The organism is Paraburkholderia sp. 22098, from assembly GCF_052045935.1.
Taxonomy (GTDB): Bacteria; Pseudomonadota; Gammaproteobacteria; order Burkholderiales; family Burkholderiaceae; genus Paraburkholderia; species Paraburkholderia caledonica.
In genome coordinates this window covers 89750-105011 of the sequence record NZ_JBQEPV010000007.1, presented here as the reverse complement: position 1 = coordinate 105011, position 15262 = coordinate 89750, and the positions used below count along the sequence as shown (strand labels likewise).

The following is a 15262-nucleotide window of genomic DNA, read 5'->3' as shown; positions in this document are numbered from 1 at the left end:
CTGATTGCCCGACCGCCGCCTTACTATAAGGCGACGCTTTGCAACCGCGCCGCCAGGAACTCGACGAACAGACGCGTGCGCGCGGGCAGATGCCGCGTGGGCAGCCATAGTGCCTGCAACGGCAGCGGCGACAGTTCGTAGTCGGTCAGGACTAGTTCCACCCGGCGCTGCTGCACCAGTTCACCGATCTGCCAGTACGCGGCCCGGCCGATGCCTAGCCCGCTCGCCACCGCGTCGTTCAGCGCTGCCGTGCTGTTGCTTTCGAAGCGGCCGCGCACTTGCACAGACTCGTCCTCGCCGCGTTTGCTGCGGTAACGCCACAGCGAGGCGTCGGGTAGCGCCGAACGCACCACGCAATCGTGCTGCTTCAGATCCGCAGGCCGCAAGGGACGCCCGCGCGCTTCCAGATAGGCAGGCGACGCAAACGTCACGCGACGGATCGTGCCCAGCCGCCGCGCAATCAGATTCGAGTCAGGCGTCTCACCGATGCGGATTGTGACGTCCGCACCGGTCGTCGCAGGGTCGTCGTACTCCTCGGAAAGATCCAGCGACGCCGTGAGTTCAGGATAACGCGCGAGAAACGCCGCCAGCAGCGGCGCGATATAGCGCGGACCGAACAGCGTCGGACCGCAGATGTGCAGACGCCCCGACACGGTCGTCGCGTAGTCGGCAAGTTCCGCCCGCGCCATTGCCAGGTCGCCGAGCACCTGCTTGATGCGCGCGTAAAACTTCTCGCCTGCAGTGGTAAGCCGGCACTGACGGGTGGTACGCGCAACGAGCAGCGTGCCCGCCTCGCGCTCCAGCACCTGCAGCGAGCGGCTGACCGCCTGTAACGACTTGTCGAGCCTTCGTGCGGCGGCAGTCAGGTTGCCCTCTTCCGCGATCGCGACGAAGGTTTCGAGATCGCGTAACGATCCATTATCCATTTTTACGGGAGGAAGAGTCAGTTAGCAGCCTGATTATCTATCACGAATGTGCAGGTAGCATTCAGAACATGGTTTTTGCCGGAGCGCATGTCCATGTCAGCGAATGAACTGAATCCATCCGATGTCGCCGCGTCGGCACGCATTCCCACGCGACCTTATGCGATCGCCGTCTGCATTGCGGTACTGGGTCTGTACGCGTCGCAGGCATTGGTCAACGATCTCGCCACCTCGATAGGACTCGGTCCGTGGGCTAACCTTGTGACCATGCTTACGCTCGCCGGCTACTCCGCCGGGCTGCTGCTTCTGGTGCCGCTCGTCGATCTGTTGCCGAACCGCCGGCTCATCATTGCGACACTCGGCGCACAGGTGCTGTCGTTGGCTGTGGTCGCCGCCGCTCGCGAGCCGGTAGCGTTTCTGGTCGCGTCGTTCTTCGTCGGCTTGACGTCGAGCGCAATCCAGATGCTGGTGCCGGTAGTCGCCATGCAGGCGCCGGAGGCGGACCGCGGCCGGGTGGTCGGCGACGTGATGAGCGGGCTGATGCTCGGAGTGCTTCTGTCGCGGCCGGCGGCGAGTCTGATCGCCGGCGCGCTTGGCTGGCGCAGCTACTATGCGATCGACGCCGTCGCGCTCGCCGCGATGACCGCGTGGCTCTGGACGCATGTGCCGGAACGGCGTCCGGCGCACCGTAGCTCGTATGCGGCGCTGATTGGCTCGCTGCTAGGTCTGATCCGCGAAGAGCCGGTGCTGCGGCGCCGCGCGCTTTATCAAGGCTTGCTGATGGTGGCGTTCAACCTGTTCTGGACCAGCGTTGCATTGAAGCTTGCAAGCGCGCCGCTCCGCCTCGGCCACACCGGCATCGGCCTGTTCGCGCTGGCCGGCGCGGGCAGCACGATCATCGCGCCGGTTGCGGGACGCCTCGGCGATCGAGGTTTCGACCGGCAAAGCACGATCGCCTTCCACACGACCGTCGTGCTCGCGGCCGGCATCGCGCTAATTGGAGGCAGCGACCATTTGTCTCCTGCCGCTTCGCTCACGCTGCTAGTCGTCGCTGCACTTCTCCTCGATCTCGGCGTGATCGGCGATCAGGCGCTGGGGCGCCGGGCGGTCAACCTGCTCAATCCGCATGTGCGCGGTCGAGTGAACGGCCTCTTCACTGGACTCTTTTTCGTCGGCGGCGCAGTCGGTGCGTTGCTCGCGGGACCGGCGTGGGCTCATGGACACTGGACAGGCGTGTGTGTCGCCGCCGCCCTGTTCTCGACGGCGGCCGCGGCGCTGCATGTTCTGCAGACACCTGCATCCGCGCAAGCCGCACCGCCTGCACAACCTGCACACGAGCACCGGACGTAAAACTGCATTCCTAAACCGGAGGACCCCACCATGGACGCAACCCGCCGTACCTTCCGCTATCCGACCGTGAGCATCGATGGCGTCGATATTTTCTACCGCGAGGCCGGCCCGAAAGATGCACCGACCGTTCTGCTGCTGCATGGCTTTCCGTCATCGTCGCGAATGTACGAACCGCTGATGCCGTTCCTCGCGCGCGAGTTTCATCTGGTCGCACCGGACTATCCGGGCTTCGGCAACAGCGAAGCGCCCTCGCCGGATCGCTACACGTACACGTTCGACAATCTCGCACGATCCATGGAACAGTTCACCGACGCGCTAAAGCTCGATCGTTATGTACTCTTTATGGCCGATTACGGTGGCCCGGTGGGATTCCGTCTTGCAATGGCGAGGCCCGAAAAAGTGACCGGCATTGTGGTCCAGAACGCGGTCGCGCATGAGGAGGGGCTCGGACCGTTGTGGGAAACGCGCAAAGCGTTCTGGAAAGACCGCGCCCAGCACGAAGAGCGCTTATGGCTCAATCTCGCGTCGCCGGACGCGTTGAAGCTGCGTCACGTGGGCACGAGCCCCGATCCGCAACGCTACGATCCGGACAACTGGCACGAGGAGCAACAGTTTCTGGCGCGCCCCGGGCAGGCCGCGATCCAGACCGATCTCTTCTACGATTACCGCACGAATCTGGAATCCTATCCGCGCTGGCAGGCCTGGTTGCGCAAGCACCAGCCGCCGACGCTCGTGACGTGGGGCAAATACGATCCGTCGTTCACGGTGTCGGGCGCGCACGCTTACCAGCGCGACGTTCCTGACGCGGAAGTGCATGTGCTCGATGCGGGCCACTTCGCGCTCGAGGAGGCGAGTGATGAGATCGCCGCGCTGACGCTGGACTTTCTGCGGCGAGTGCATCGAACAGCGTGATGGTGATTTTACGAGAGGGTGCAGCGGTGTCGCGGCTCGACGTGTTGAGCATTTTTTTCGCTACCGGTACATGTCGAATTCATTTCGCGTCCGTGAGGCACCCTGCGCAACTATCGTCGCCGCACCCATCGGTATAGTCAGTTGCTAGACCCGCGCCGCGACTTTCTTCACGAAGGTATCAGCCGGCGCCAGCGCGCCGCCATCCGCGCTGCGTAGTGCCACCTTAGGCACCGGCCTTCCACTTGCACGGTCGATCAACTGCGAACGCTTTTCGCCGCGTCCGAACAGGTTGCCTTCGCCCCACTGACGCAACGTGACGATTACCGGAAAGAGCGCTTCGCCCTTCGGCGTCAAAATGTACTCCTGATAGGCGGAGCCGTCCGACGCGGCGACCACTTCGAGCACCCCCGCTTCGACGAGGCGCCGCAGCCGGTCGGTCAGTATGTTGCGCGCAATGTCCAGGCTCTCCTGGAATTGCCCGAAGCGGCGCACGCCGTCGAACGCGTCACGCACGATCAGCAGCGCCCACCGGTCTCCGACGACATCGATCGCTCGTGCGACCGGGCACGACGAATCCGCAAGACTCTTACGCGCAGCCATCTGCAACACCTCCTGTTGACCAAACCATTGTCGTTTAGCACGCGCGCAACACGAAGAGATGAAAACTTCGTCACGCCCGAACCAGTTGCATTTTAAAACAAGCGTGAATACACTTCACTAAGTTTCATTTAGCAACTACATTTCAGTTTGCGTAAAGGACGATAAATGGATTCCGGATGCACACAATGCGTTGTGACGGACCGGCCCAGGTCACGCGAGGTTCATGCGGAGCACGCCGTAGCGCCAGCGCTGGTTCTACTTCTCGCAATGTGTTGCGCGATGAGCGTCGCCAATGTCTATTACGCGCAACCGCTGCTCGACGCGATTGCTGCAGACTTCGGCATCCAGCAGGCGGCGGTCGGCGGAGTGATCACGGCAACCCAGCTAGGTTGCGCGATGGCCTTGCTGCTGCTCGTCCCGCTCGGCGATCTCGTGAACCGGAAACGCCTGATCGGTGCGCAACTGATACTGCTCGCCGCCGTATTGACCATGACCGGAATCGCGGGCTCGCCGCTCATGCTGATGATCGGCATGGTCGGCGTCGGAATGCTCGGTACCGCCATGACGCAAGGACTCATTGCATACGCAGCGGCGCTGGCGCACGAATCGGAGCGCGGCCGTGTGGTCGGCGCGGCTCAAAGCGGTGTGGTAATCGGGCTGCTGATAGCTCGGTGCTTCGCGGGCCTCATTACCGATCTGCTCAGCTGGCGGTCCGTCTATCTGATATCGGGGCTGCTGACAATCGTCATGCTGATCGTGCTGCGGATCGCACTGCCCGCGCCGCGCGTGAATCCCGTCAAAATGAGCTACGCAGAATTGCTACGTTCGATGCTTACCCTGCTTGCGTCGGAACGCGTTTTACAGGTTCGAGGCGCAATCGGCCTCCTCATGTTCGCGGCATTCAGCAGCTTCTGGAGCGCTCTTGTCTTACCGCTGAGCGCCCCACCATTTGCGATGTCGCATACGCAGATCGGCGCCTTCGGGCTGGTTGGCGCAATCGGGGCGTTGGCGGCAGCCAGAGCCGGGCGCCTTGCCGATCGCGGCCTTGGACAATGGACTACCGGCGCGGCACTCGTGTGCCTGCTCGTGTCGTGGATACCTATCGGTTTCATGCAGCACAGCATGCTCGCGTTGATCGCGGGCATTGTGCTGCTCGACATGGGTGGCCAGGCAGTCCACGTCATCAACCAGAGCATGATCTTCCGGCTTCGGCCTGAAGCACAAAGTCGCCTGGTCGGTTGCTACATGCTCTTTTATTCAGCCGGAAGCGGTCTGGGCGCGGCAACTTCTACCTACGTATTTGCGCGCACGGGTTGGGCCGGCGTCTGCGCACTGGGCTTTGCGTTCAGCATAGCCGCGTTCGTACTGTGGGCTGTCACGCTGGTTCTCGCGAAGGTTGAGTCTCGCTAGATAGTTGGGACTTTCGTTTTGCAACCGGTCGCTGCCCGGCCAAATTGACTCGGCGTTAAGCGCCGACACGTTCACCACTATCGGCCAGATCCGATGAACGGTGCGAGCAAAGGCGACGCAACATGCGTGCGCTTGCCGACCCATGCGCTGTTCAAAACGCCCGTACACTTATAGTTCCGGACGGACGTCCGCTACGGGAGGCTGCGCATGCCGACGATTGCCCTGATCATCCTGACGGTCGCCGTAACGCTCGCCATCGTGCTCGTCATCGCGAACCTGACGAGCGGCGAGAAGAAGATCGAGCACAAGATCGAAAGGCTTTACCCGAGCAACGATCCTCAGTTCACCCGCTCGATGGGGCTGCTGCTCGGGCCACCCGTTGTCGGGGGCAATCAATTCCAGGTGCTCGTAAATGGCGACGAGATCTTTCCGTCGATGATGGAAGGCATACGCTCGGCGCAGCACACCATCACATTCGAAACCTTCATTTACTGGTCTGGCGCGATCGGCGAAAAGGTTGCGCATGCATTGTCCGAGAAGGCGCGTGCGGGCGTCGCGGTGCATGTGCTGCTCGACTGGGTCGGCTCGTCGAAGATGGATAAGCGCTATCTGGAGATGTTGCGAGAGTCGGGGGCGGAAGTCATCCAGTATCACAAGCCGCACTGGACAGGCCTCGGCCGCATGAACGATCGCACGCACCGCAAGCTGCTCGTGATCGACGGACGCATCGGCTATACGGGCGGCGTGGGTATCGCCGACGAATGGACCGGTCACGCGCAGGACGAGAAGCACTGGCGCGACACGCACTTTCGCGTCGCGGGCCCGGCGGTCGGACAGATGCAGGCTGTGTTCATGGACAACTGGGTCAAGGCAACCGGAAATGTACTGCACGGCTCGCCATACTTTCCGGAGATCGACACTGCCGGTGACGGCCTTGCGCATATGTTCAGCAGCTCGCCCTCGGGCGGCAGCGACGACATGCAGCTGATGTACCTCATGGCGATCACCGCCGCGACGCATTCCATCCACCTCTCGAGCGCCTACTTTGTGCCCGACAAGCTGACGATCAACGCCATCGTCGAGGCCGCGAAGCGCGGCGTGAGGGTGCGTGTCATCACGCCGGGCAAGCATATCGACACGCGCACGGTGCGCGAGGCATCGCGTGCTTGCTGGGGCGACCTGCTGGCGGCAGGCGTCGAAATGTATGAGTACCAGCCGACCATGTACCACTGCAAGGTGATTGTCGTAGACGAGTATCTGGTGTCGGTCGGCTCGACCAACTTCGACAGCCGCTCGTTCAAACTCAACGACGAGGCCAATCTCAACATCTACGATCGCGATTTCGCGCGCCAGCAGACAGCGATTTTCGACGACGACGTCGCTCACGCGAAACGCATTACGCTCGAAGACTGGCGCCGTCGTCCGCTCGCCGAGAAACTGCTGGAACGCACAGTGGCGCTGCTCGATCCGCAGCTCTGACGATTGGATCGGCACGCCTCACTTGCCTTACTTCAACCTGCGGGCAAGGGTATTCGTCCGCACACGATCATTGGCTTCGCGATCGGCAACGCGATGAACATGGGCATGACGCTGGCCGTCTATGCAACGCTGTGCAAACACACGGGTCAGCCGTTCGTTTTCCCGGGCTCCGCCGCGCAATGGGAGAGTCTCACCGACATGACCGACGCCCGCCTTCTCGCACGGCATCTGGAATGGGCCGCCACCTCGCCGAATGCGCGCAATGAAGACTTCAACGTGGTCAACGGCGACGTGTTTCGCTGGAAATGGCTGTGGCCGCGACTGGCGGAATACTTCGGCGTGGAAGCGGCACCGTTCGACGGCGTCGTGCGTCCGCTCGAAAATCGCATGCAGGATGCGGGCAAGCAATGGGCCGACATTGCCGCACAGTTCGATCTGCGCGAAAGCGATATCGGCAAGCTCGCGTCGTGGTGGCACACGGACGCGGATCTGGGGCGTCCCATGGAAGTACTCACCGATATGACGAAGAGCCGCAAGGCCGGATTCCTCGATTATCAGAGCACGCCTGACGCATTCTTCGAACTGTTCGATCGGCTCAAAGAAGAGCGGCTCATTCCGCGTTGAGCCGAAGCGCGGCAGCCGGCCGCGCCGGTCACGTCAGTTGCGTCAGTTACGTCCGCGATCGAATAGCGGCGATGCGTGGCTCGCGGCAGCCAGTTCGGCGGCTGCTGCGAGCAGCGTCGGGCCGAGGCTCGCCATGCGCTTCTCGTTGAGCCGCACGAGCGGTCCCGCTATGCTGATCACGCCGATGGCGGGATAACCGCGTCGCAGGACGGGCGCGGCCATTGCCGTCATGCCGGGCGCAAACACTTCGTTAATGGTTGCATAGCCGCGCTCGCGCGCGGCGTGAACGAATTTCAACAAGCCGGCAATTGTCGTCGGCGCGTTCGGGCCGTACTGCTTGGGCAGGCCGAAGCCTTGCCGCGAGACGAGTTCCAGCGCTCGCTCGTCGGTCATCGTCATCATCCATGCGTGGCCGGTGGCGCTGCACGACAGGATCGTGTCCATGCCCATGTCGGGGTCGTAGCGCAGGCCCTTCAATGCGCCTTGCGACTTGGCGACCCACGTCAACCTGTCGCCGTCGACTATTGCAAGCCGCACCAGTTCGCCCGATTTTTCGGCGAGGCGATCCAGTACGGTCTGTGCAATATCCACGATCCCCGAGGTCGCGAGATACCCCAACCCCAAGCCGACGAGCTTGGTTGTCAGCACATAATCGCCGTGCTCGCGCAACTGCCGCACATAGCCGCAATTCTTCAAATCGACGAGCAGGCGGTGACACGCGCTGCGCGGAATATCGAGCTCGTCAGCAATCAATGCGAGCGGCGTGCCTTCCATCTGCGTGGCCAGAAATTCGAGGACCGCCATGGTGCGTTCTGTGACGCCGGGCATATCTGTCTCCGGAGGTCCGCGTGCCTCAGCGGAACGCGGTGAAGCCGAATGGTTGCACGATATGAAACGAAATTCCACCCTGGAATAGCGTCCCACCTACCAATGCTAACCTTGGTTCACGAGATTCCCAACGCCCCCAGGAGTCCCGGCAAACAGCAATTTATAAAGCGCGAGAGCAGCGGACGGCGGCGACCGTCGGCACTTCCGCCATATTCCGCACGGCACGTTTTGCACGGCGGCAGGTCAAGGAGACAACATGGCACATGACGCACAACACAGCACATCTGCGGCGATGCGCACGCGCGCGGTGACCGCCGCCGCAATCGGCACCGCACTGGAGTGGTTCGATTTCACGCTCTACGGCGCATTGGCCGCGACGGTACTACCCAAACTGTTTTTCCCGTCGATGGACTCCACTTCCGCTTTGCTGGCTTCGCTGGCAACGTTCGGCGTGGGTCTCGCCGCGCGTCCGCTCGGCGCGATCATCTGCGGACACCTTGGCGACAAGCTCGGGCGCCGCAACCTGATGCTCGGCACGGTCACGGTGATGGGTCTCGCTTCGATGATGATGGGCTTGCTGCCCACCTATGCCAGCATCGGCGTATGGGCGCCGATTCTGCTCGTCGTACTGCGCATTCTTCAGGGCTTCGCGCTGGGTGGAGAATCGACGGGCGCGCAGTTGATGGCGATCGAACACGCCAGTGCGGATCGCCGCGGCAAGTATTCCGGCCTGCTGGGCTTGTGCTCGCCGCTCAGTCAGATCATGGCGAACGGCGTGCTGCTATTGCTCGCATCCACGATGTCGGCGAGCGCGTTCGACTCGTACGGATGGCGCATACCGTTTGTGCTGAGCTTCGTGCTGGTGATCGTCGGCGTATATATCCGCCTGAAGGTCAGCGAGACGCCGGCTTTCGTCGAGTTGCGCAAAACCGAGGTCGTGCACGTGAGCAGTCCGCTGCGAGACGCGCTGCGTCTGCACTGGCGAACCGTTCTGCGCTGGATGCTGTTCTTCTGCGGACCGGCCGCGATCTTCTATCTGATCGTCGTGTTCTCGCTCAGCTACATCACGAAGACGCTTGCCATCCCGAAGCAAACCGGCTTTCTGCTGTTGATGGGCGCGAACGTCTGCGCGATTGTCGGAGCGCTTGCCGGCGGCATGCTGAGCGACCGGATCGGCCGCCGCAAGGCGCTCGCCATTGGTTCCACGGCAACGCTGCTGATGCTGTTCGTCTACTTCCAGATTCTCGACACGAAGAGCTTCGTGCCGATGCTTGCGGCCATGGGCTTTTTCCTGGGCTTCACGCAGTTCCAGAGCGGCATTCAACCCGTCGCATTCGCGGAAGCCTTCCCGACTAACGTGCGCTATTCCGGTTCGGCGCTCGCCTACACCGGCGCGAATCTCATCGCAGGGGGGCCGATGCCCGTGCTCGCGGTGTGGCTGTTCTCGGTTTGCCACGGTTCGCCGTGGGGCGTCGTGGCCGTGTGCGTCGCCTTCAACGTCATTTCACTGATCGCGATTCTGACGGCGCGCGAAACGCTTGGCATCGACATGAACCGCACGGATTCCACTTCCGCAGTGACCGGCGATGCGGGCTATGTATCGGCCGGCATCGGCAATGGGCGCCACACCTGAGGCTTGTCCCGCCTTCGCGTCTTCTTGTCACGCATCACGCAACTTCCGCTTTTATGAAACAGGCAAACCGATAATGACTGACCTCGTCTATGTGCTGAACGGCTCGAACCTGAACATGCTTGGCAAGCGCGAGCCGCATCTCTACGGAGCGACCACGCTTGCGCAGATACAGCAGCGGGTCGAGGCGCTCGCTGAGCAACTGTCGCTGACATGTGACTTCCGCCAGACCAATAGCGAAGCGACGCTCGTCGACTGGTTGCAGGAGGCGTTCGAGCGCAACGCTGCAGTCATCATCAACCCGGCGGGCTTCTCGTTTGCGTCGGTGCCTGTCTTCGACGCCGTCAAACTTATCCAGCAACCGTTGATCGAGCTGCACATCACCAACATCCATAAACGCGACGAGACGTATCGGCACTCGCTGATTTCGCGTGCAGCGACGGGGGTGATTTGCGGTCTCGGCGCGAATGGTTACCTGGTTGCATTGCAGGCGATGGCAATGGCGCTTGGGAAAACGCCGGCATTCGACTAACGCGCTTTACTGTCCGCGTTCAAGCTTGCGCGCGCGGGCAACTGCCTCGATGAGCTGGTCCCACGGAGCCGGAGACGGAAAGACTTCGGCGAGAAACGCAACGAACGCCTTCACGTTCGGATTGCCGCGCCGGCTCTCCGGCCATAGCGCAGTCAGCGGATGGCGGGCGTGCGCAAACTCGTACATGACCGGTACCAGTTCGCCGCGCTTCACATACGGCGCCGCGATATAAGTCGGTGAAAGGCCTATGCCGCCGCCCGCGACCACAACCGCTGCAACTGCGTCGCTGACGTCGATGGTAATGGGCGCGTCCGGCACAATCTCCAGCACGCTCTTGCCCGTTTGGAACGGCCACCGCGCCGCCTGACCGGTGCTCTGATAACGGAAATTCACGCACTCGTGTGCCTTGAGCTCGTCTGGATGCCGAGGCTCGCCGCGTCGACGCAGATAGTCGGGCGATGCGAACGTGCAAAGCCGGTGCGGCGCAAGGTGACGCGAGATCAGCCGCGAATCGCCGGGGTCGCCAGCACGTATTGCAATATCGACGCCTTCCGCGATGAGGTCCACATATTGATCGCCAAGGCGCAGGTCGACATTCACCTTTGGATATCGCGTGCGAAAGCCGGGCAGCGCTGGCGCGAGGATATGAACGCCAACCGGCAGCGGTGCCGTGACCTTAATGGTGCCGGCGGGTTCAGCGCGGGCGGCGACCACTGCCTGCTCGATGTCTTCCGCTTCGCGCAGCAGGCGCTGCGCGCGTTCGAGCAGGTCGCGGCCTTCCGGCGTCAACGTGAGCGAGCGCGTGGTCCGGCTGAAGAGTCGCAACCCGAAGTGCTGTTCGAGCCGCTGCACGCTTTTGCTGACCGCCGACGGCGAAACCGACAGCGCTCGCGCCGCCGCTGTGTAGCTGCCGAGCGAAGCAGCCCGCGCGAAGGCGATCAGGCCCGTCAGTCGTTCAAGTCCGATTTGTTCCATGGTGGCATGATTAAAGCGAATCTCAACCCAATTATCAAGGCCACAGCTTCAATTTAATCTGTTCTCCAACGACGCCACGATGGCGTCTTCAACGGAGAACAACATGAGCAACGCATCGAGCATCGGCACTTTCAGCAATGTCGCAGGCGGCCAGTCGCTGCGCGGACAACTCGAAGGCAAGACCGTGGTGATTGTCGGCGGCACGTCGGGTATCGGCCTCGCGGCCGCGACTCAGGCCAAGGCCGCCGGCGCACACGTGATCGTGGTCGGTCGCAACGCGGCGAGCACGGAAGAAGTGGCCACGAAGCACGGCTTCGACGGCTGGCGCGCGGCCGACGTTACCGACGGCGTTGCGCTCGAAGCTGCTCTGAGTGACATCGCGCGAGTCGATCACCTGGTCTTGCTGGCCGGCACCTTCGTGGCGGGCAAGGTTCGCGAGGCCGAGGTCGACTATCTTCGCCGCGCGTTCGACGAGCGGATGTGGTCCGCGGTCCATGCGGTGCGCGCGGTGGGCGATCGTTTGAGCCAGGATGGTTCGATCACGCTGATTTCAGGCGCGCTCGCCGACCGCCCCAACGCAAACGGGACGGCAGTGCTCGCCGCTGCTTCCGCCGCGATGGAGGCTTTCGCCCGGGGCCTTGCGCTGGAACTCGCGCCGGTTCGCGTCAACACGTTGTCGCCCGGGCCGATCGACACACCGATCTTCAGCAAGGCGCTCGGCGCGAACCGCGATGCGGTTGTCGAGTCGATGCGCAATTCGCTGCCGTTGAAGCGCTTAGGCACGGCGGACGAAGCCGGCGCGAGCGTCCTCTTTCTCATGACCAACGGCTGGATGAACGGGGCGACGCTCAACGTCGACGGCGGATCGCGGCTCGTGTGAAAGAGTGCGCGCCGAGCGCATGCAACAAGCGGTGTCGGTCAGGAAACCGATCGTTGCGGCGCTGCATCGCTTCGGGCAAATCCGTTCGACGGCAGCCGGTTCAGCGAGCCGCAGACGCCCATTCTTCAGCATCGGCACCAGCTGGAATGTGCATCGGAGCTGACGGATCGGTCGCGGCGCGCCACACCGCTTTGGCGACGTCCTCCGCATGCGTGATCTGCGAGGACGTATCCGCGAACTGCGCAAAGACCTTCTTGCCGAGATCCTCGTACGCCTCATGCTCAAACCCGTGCATGTTGGCGCGCGCGTTTTCGCCGAAGCGGGTATCGGGCGCGCGGCCCGGCAACACCAGACGTGCCCGAACGCCGAATTGCTCGAGTTCCAGCGCCATCGACTCAGTAAATGCATTCACTGCTGCTTTGCTTGCGCGATACGCGGCGAGCAGCGGCAGTGCCCTCAACGTCACGCTCGAGGTCACGTTCACGACGACGCCGGCGCCGCGCTTGCGGAACTGCGGCAGCACTGCCTGCGTCATGGCGATCGTGCCGAACGTGTTGGTCTCGAACACCTCATGCACCGTCGATAGCGGAGTCAACTCAGCCGGAGATGCCGCACCGATACCCGCATTGTTGACGAGCACGTCGATCGGCCCCGCCGCCTCAACGGCCTCGCGGATGCTGTCCGGGTTCGTAACGTCAAGCGCCAGTATGCGCAGGCGCTCCGAAGGCGGGAGCACGTCCGCGCGCGGCGTGCGCATGGTCGCCACGACGTTCCAGTCTTGAGCGAGAAAATAGCGGGCAATCTCGCGACCGAAACCGGAAGAGCAGCCAGTGATAAGCACGGTTTGCATTGAAACTCCTGTGGGAAAGGTTGGCGACTGCTCGTACGATAGATTGCTCGGGCCGTACTCGCTACAATCAAACGTCCGAATTTCATTTGCGAGAGTCCGACCATGACCGACCCACTTGCCGAAGTGGTGACGTTACTGCAGCCGAGTGCGCGCTTCTCGAAGCTGGTTTTCGGCGCGAGTCCCTGGCGCATTAGTCGCTCGGACGCGGGGCAACCGTTCTATTGCGTCATACTCGAAGGCGGATGCCGCATCGCGATCGACGGGCACGATTCAATCGAACTGACGTCCGGCGATTTCGTTCTGATTCCCGCAGCCTATGGCGTCGCCATGTCGAGCCTTCAGCCTCCGCCGCCGGGCATCGAGACGCCCGCGCCCATCGCGCTCGGAAATGGCGAGTTCAGAATCGGCGCGCCTGGCAACAAGATCGACGCACGAATGATGGCGGGACATTGCACCTTCGGTTCACCGGATGCGTCGCTGCTGGTTTCCCTGCTGCCGCAATTCGTGCATGTGCGTGGCGAGCAGCGGCTCGCCACGCTCGTTGACCTGGTGCGGGAAGAATCGCGCGAGCAGCGGCCCGCGCGTGAAGTCGTGCTCTCGCGACTGCTTGAGGTGTTGCTGATCGAGGCGCTGCGCTCATCCGCAAAAACCAACGCATCGCCGGGTCTGGTTTGCGGGCTCTCCGACTGCCGGCTCGCAGCCGCGATTCGCGGCATGCACCAGCGTCCGACGCACGCGTGGACGGTCGCCGAGCTTGCGAAAGAGGCCGCCCTCTCGCGCTCGACGTTCTTCGAACGCTTCAGTCGCGAGGTCGGCGTAGCGCCGATGCAATATCTGCTCACCTGGCGCATGGCGCTCGCAAAGGACATGTTGCGACGGAACGCGGGGCGCATTGCGGAGATTGCAGAACGCGTCGGCTACAGTTCCGCAAGCACATTTAGCGTCGCCTTCACGCGGCACGTTGGCCGGCCGCCAACCCAATATGCGCGCGACGAGCAAGCCGCCGCAAACGCGGATTCATAGCGGGTTGTGCCTGTATGCGCCGCGTCACGTCGCGCCGCGTAGGTCAACGACTTGACAAGCCAGGTCACGCCATCTAGTTTACCGGACAATTCTCTCCATTAAACTGGAACATGGACGTTCACCAGATCATCGCGCGGCGCATTCGCGAACTGCGCGACGCGAAAGCGTGGTCGCTGGAGACGCTCGCCGAGCGAAGTTCGGTGAGCCGCTCCAACATCTCGCTTATCGAGCGCGGGGAAAGTAGTCCGACCGCGGTCGTGCTCGACAAACTCGCAACCGCACTCGGCGTTCCGCTCGCGTCGCTCTTCGAGCATCCAAATGCTGCTTCGGCAACCGAGCTTTCTCCGCATTCGTCGTTGCGCGATCAGCCGGTATGGAAAGACCCTGTTTCAGGATACATACGGCGTAACGTGTCGCCGCCCGCGCATTCGCCTATCCAGTTGGTAGAAGTGGATTTTCCGCGCGGCAAGGAAGTGAGTTACGACACAAGCGCGCGCGACGCCGATATCCATCAACAGATATGGCTAATAGACGGCTCGATGGAAATCACGGTGGGAGAACGGCAATGGCAACTCGAAACCGGCGATTGTCTCACCATGAAACTGGACAGCCCGATTCGTTTTCGTAACACGTCGCGCCGGCGCGCTCGCTATCTCGTAGCGTTGTGCACTTTGCCCTCCGACTCGCGGAGCGAAAGATGACTGAAACAATAGCGTTCGGCGCGTCGGCGCTGACGAAGCAATGCGCTACGCCGATCGGCTCGCCGATCTACTGATTGACTGCGTCGAAGGAGGCGCGTCGGTCAGCTTCATGTTGCCCATTTCGAAAGAAACCGCGCTGCAATTCTGGAAGCAGGTGGCCAACGGCGTGGCGCGCAACGAAAGAATCCTTCTTGTCGCTGAATCCGCGGACGGCAAGCTCGTCGGCACCGTGCAACTCGTCACTGCGCAACCGGAAAATCAGCCGCATCGCGCGGACGTCGCGAAGATGCTCGTATGCCGTGCAGCGAGGCGCCAAGGCATTGCTGCGCGGCTCATGACAGCCGTCGACGAAGAAGCGCGGCGTGCCGGCAAGTCCGTGCTCGTGCTCGACACCGTGACGGGCGGAGACGCCGAGAGACTTTACGAACGCGCAGGGTGGCAGCGCGTGGGAGACGTGCCCAATTATGCGTTGATGCCTGACGGAAGGTTCTGCGGTACGACGTTCTTCCATAAGCAACTGCGGTAGGCGTTCAGCGCTGAATCCA

At 62.4% G+C, this 15262-nt stretch carries 15 protein-coding genes and 1 pseudogene; 11 read left to right on the top strand and 5 right to left on the bottom strand.

The features are described 5' to 3' along the window. Positions 1 to 23: 23 nt before the first annotated feature. The gene (locus ACTJLB_RS16395) at positions 24 to 926 is read right to left on the bottom strand and encodes a LysR family transcriptional regulator (RefSeq protein WP_020066834.1); all 903 of its coding nucleotides are present in this window, start codon (positions 924 to 926) and stop codon (positions 24 to 26) included. Between the two features lie 93 nt (positions 927 to 1019). Between ACTJLB_RS16395 and ACTJLB_RS16390 the strand changes: the two genes are divergently transcribed. Together ACTJLB_RS16390 and ACTJLB_RS16385 are read left to right on the top strand one after the other, a co-directional pair. After that, the gene (locus tag ACTJLB_RS16390; protein WP_440783866.1) at positions 1020 to 2273 is read left to right on the top strand and encodes an MFS transporter; all 1254 of its coding nucleotides are present in this window, start codon (positions 1020 to 1022) and stop codon (positions 2271 to 2273) included. A gap of 30 nt (positions 2274 to 2303) precedes the next feature. Continuing rightward, positions 2304 to 3185 carry an alpha/beta fold hydrolase gene (locus ACTJLB_RS16385; RefSeq protein WP_440783865.1) on the top strand — a complete coding sequence of 294 codons (882 nt, stop codon included), beginning with the start codon at positions 2304 to 2306 and terminating at the stop codon, positions 3183 to 3185. Between the two features lie 144 nt (positions 3186 to 3329). On the opposite strand, the gene ACTJLB_RS16380 is transcribed toward ACTJLB_RS16385, so the two are convergent. After that, complete coding sequence (locus tag ACTJLB_RS16380; protein WP_440783864.1) at positions 3330 to 3785, bottom strand: winged helix-turn-helix transcriptional regulator; 456 nt, start codon at positions 3783 to 3785, stop codon at positions 3330 to 3332. Positions 3786 to 3950: 165 nt separating this feature from the next. On the opposite strand from ACTJLB_RS16380, the gene ACTJLB_RS16375 reads away from it, so the two are divergent. From ACTJLB_RS16375 to ACTJLB_RS16365, 3 genes and pseudogenes are all read left to right on the top strand, one after another. After that, a complete protein-coding gene (locus ACTJLB_RS16375; protein ID WP_440783863.1) occupies positions 3951 to 5195 on the top strand; it encodes an MFS transporter in 1245 nt (414 codons plus the stop codon). Positions 5196 to 5402: 207 nt separating this feature from the next. Next, positions 5403 to 6674, top strand: a complete 1272-nt coding sequence (cls, locus tag ACTJLB_RS16370; RefSeq protein ID WP_204522000.1) for a cardiolipin synthase — start codon at positions 5403 to 5405, stop codon at positions 6672 to 6674. A gap of 54 nt (positions 6675 to 6728) precedes the next feature. Continuing rightward, positions 6729 to 7298 (top strand): annotated as a pseudogene (locus ACTJLB_RS16365) (NAD-dependent dehydratase); the annotation flags it as partial. A 42-nt stretch (positions 7299 to 7340) separates the two neighbouring features. On the opposite strand, the gene ACTJLB_RS16360 reads toward ACTJLB_RS16365, so the two are convergent. Beyond that, complete coding sequence (locus ACTJLB_RS16360) at positions 7341 to 8126, bottom strand: IclR family transcriptional regulator (protein WP_440783862.1); 786 nt, start codon at positions 8124 to 8126, stop codon at positions 7341 to 7343. Positions 8127 to 8382: 256 nt separating this feature from the next. Between ACTJLB_RS16360 and ACTJLB_RS16355 the strand changes: the two genes are divergently transcribed. Further along, positions 8383 to 9759: an MFS transporter gene (locus ACTJLB_RS16355; RefSeq protein WP_087752033.1), complete on the top strand. Its 1377-nt coding sequence runs from the start codon at positions 8383 to 8385 to the stop codon at positions 9757 to 9759. 73 nt (positions 9760 to 9832) lie between these two features. Then, positions 9833 to 10288 (top strand): type II 3-dehydroquinate dehydratase, encoded by a 456-nt coding sequence (locus ACTJLB_RS16350; RefSeq protein ID WP_088174072.1) that lies wholly within the window; start codon positions 9833 to 9835, stop codon positions 10286 to 10288. Between the two features lie 6 nt (positions 10289 to 10294). On the opposite strand, the gene ACTJLB_RS16345 is transcribed toward ACTJLB_RS16350, so the two are convergent. Beyond that, positions 10295 to 11263 carry a LysR family transcriptional regulator gene (locus ACTJLB_RS16345; protein WP_440783861.1) on the bottom strand — a complete coding sequence of 323 codons (969 nt, stop codon included), beginning with the start codon at positions 11261 to 11263 and terminating at the stop codon, positions 10295 to 10297. 103 nt (positions 11264 to 11366) lie between these two features. Here ACTJLB_RS16345 and ACTJLB_RS16340 point away from each other — a divergent pair, with 103 nt between their 5' ends. Continuing rightward, the gene (locus ACTJLB_RS16340) at positions 11367 to 12143 is read left to right on the top strand and encodes an SDR family oxidoreductase (protein ID WP_310351860.1); all 777 of its coding nucleotides are present in this window, start codon (positions 11367 to 11369) and stop codon (positions 12141 to 12143) included. Between the two features lie 100 nt (positions 12144 to 12243). Here ACTJLB_RS16340 and ACTJLB_RS16335 read toward each other — a convergent pair whose 3' ends face one another. Beyond that, on the bottom strand, positions 12244 to 12993 hold the full coding sequence (locus tag ACTJLB_RS16335; RefSeq protein ID WP_408191350.1) for an SDR family oxidoreductase: 750 nt from the start codon (positions 12991 to 12993) through the stop codon (positions 12244 to 12246). A gap of 102 nt (positions 12994 to 13095) precedes the next feature. Here ACTJLB_RS16335 and ACTJLB_RS16330 point away from each other — a divergent pair, with 102 nt between their 5' ends. From ACTJLB_RS16330 to ACTJLB_RS16320, 3 genes are all read left to right on the top strand, one after another. Further along, positions 13096 to 14016: an AraC family transcriptional regulator gene (locus ACTJLB_RS16330; RefSeq protein WP_440783860.1), complete on the top strand. Its 921-nt coding sequence runs from the start codon at positions 13096 to 13098 to the stop codon at positions 14014 to 14016. Between the two features lie 110 nt (positions 14017 to 14126). Then, the gene (locus ACTJLB_RS16325) at positions 14127 to 14717 is read left to right on the top strand and encodes a helix-turn-helix domain-containing protein (RefSeq protein WP_440783859.1); all 591 of its coding nucleotides are present in this window, start codon (positions 14127 to 14129) and stop codon (positions 14715 to 14717) included. 40 nt (positions 14718 to 14757) lie between these two features. After that, the gene (locus ACTJLB_RS16320; protein WP_440783858.1) at positions 14758 to 15243 is read left to right on the top strand and encodes an N-acetyltransferase family protein; all 486 of its coding nucleotides are present in this window, start codon (positions 14758 to 14760) and stop codon (positions 15241 to 15243) included. Positions 15244 to 15262: the final 19 nt, after the last annotated feature.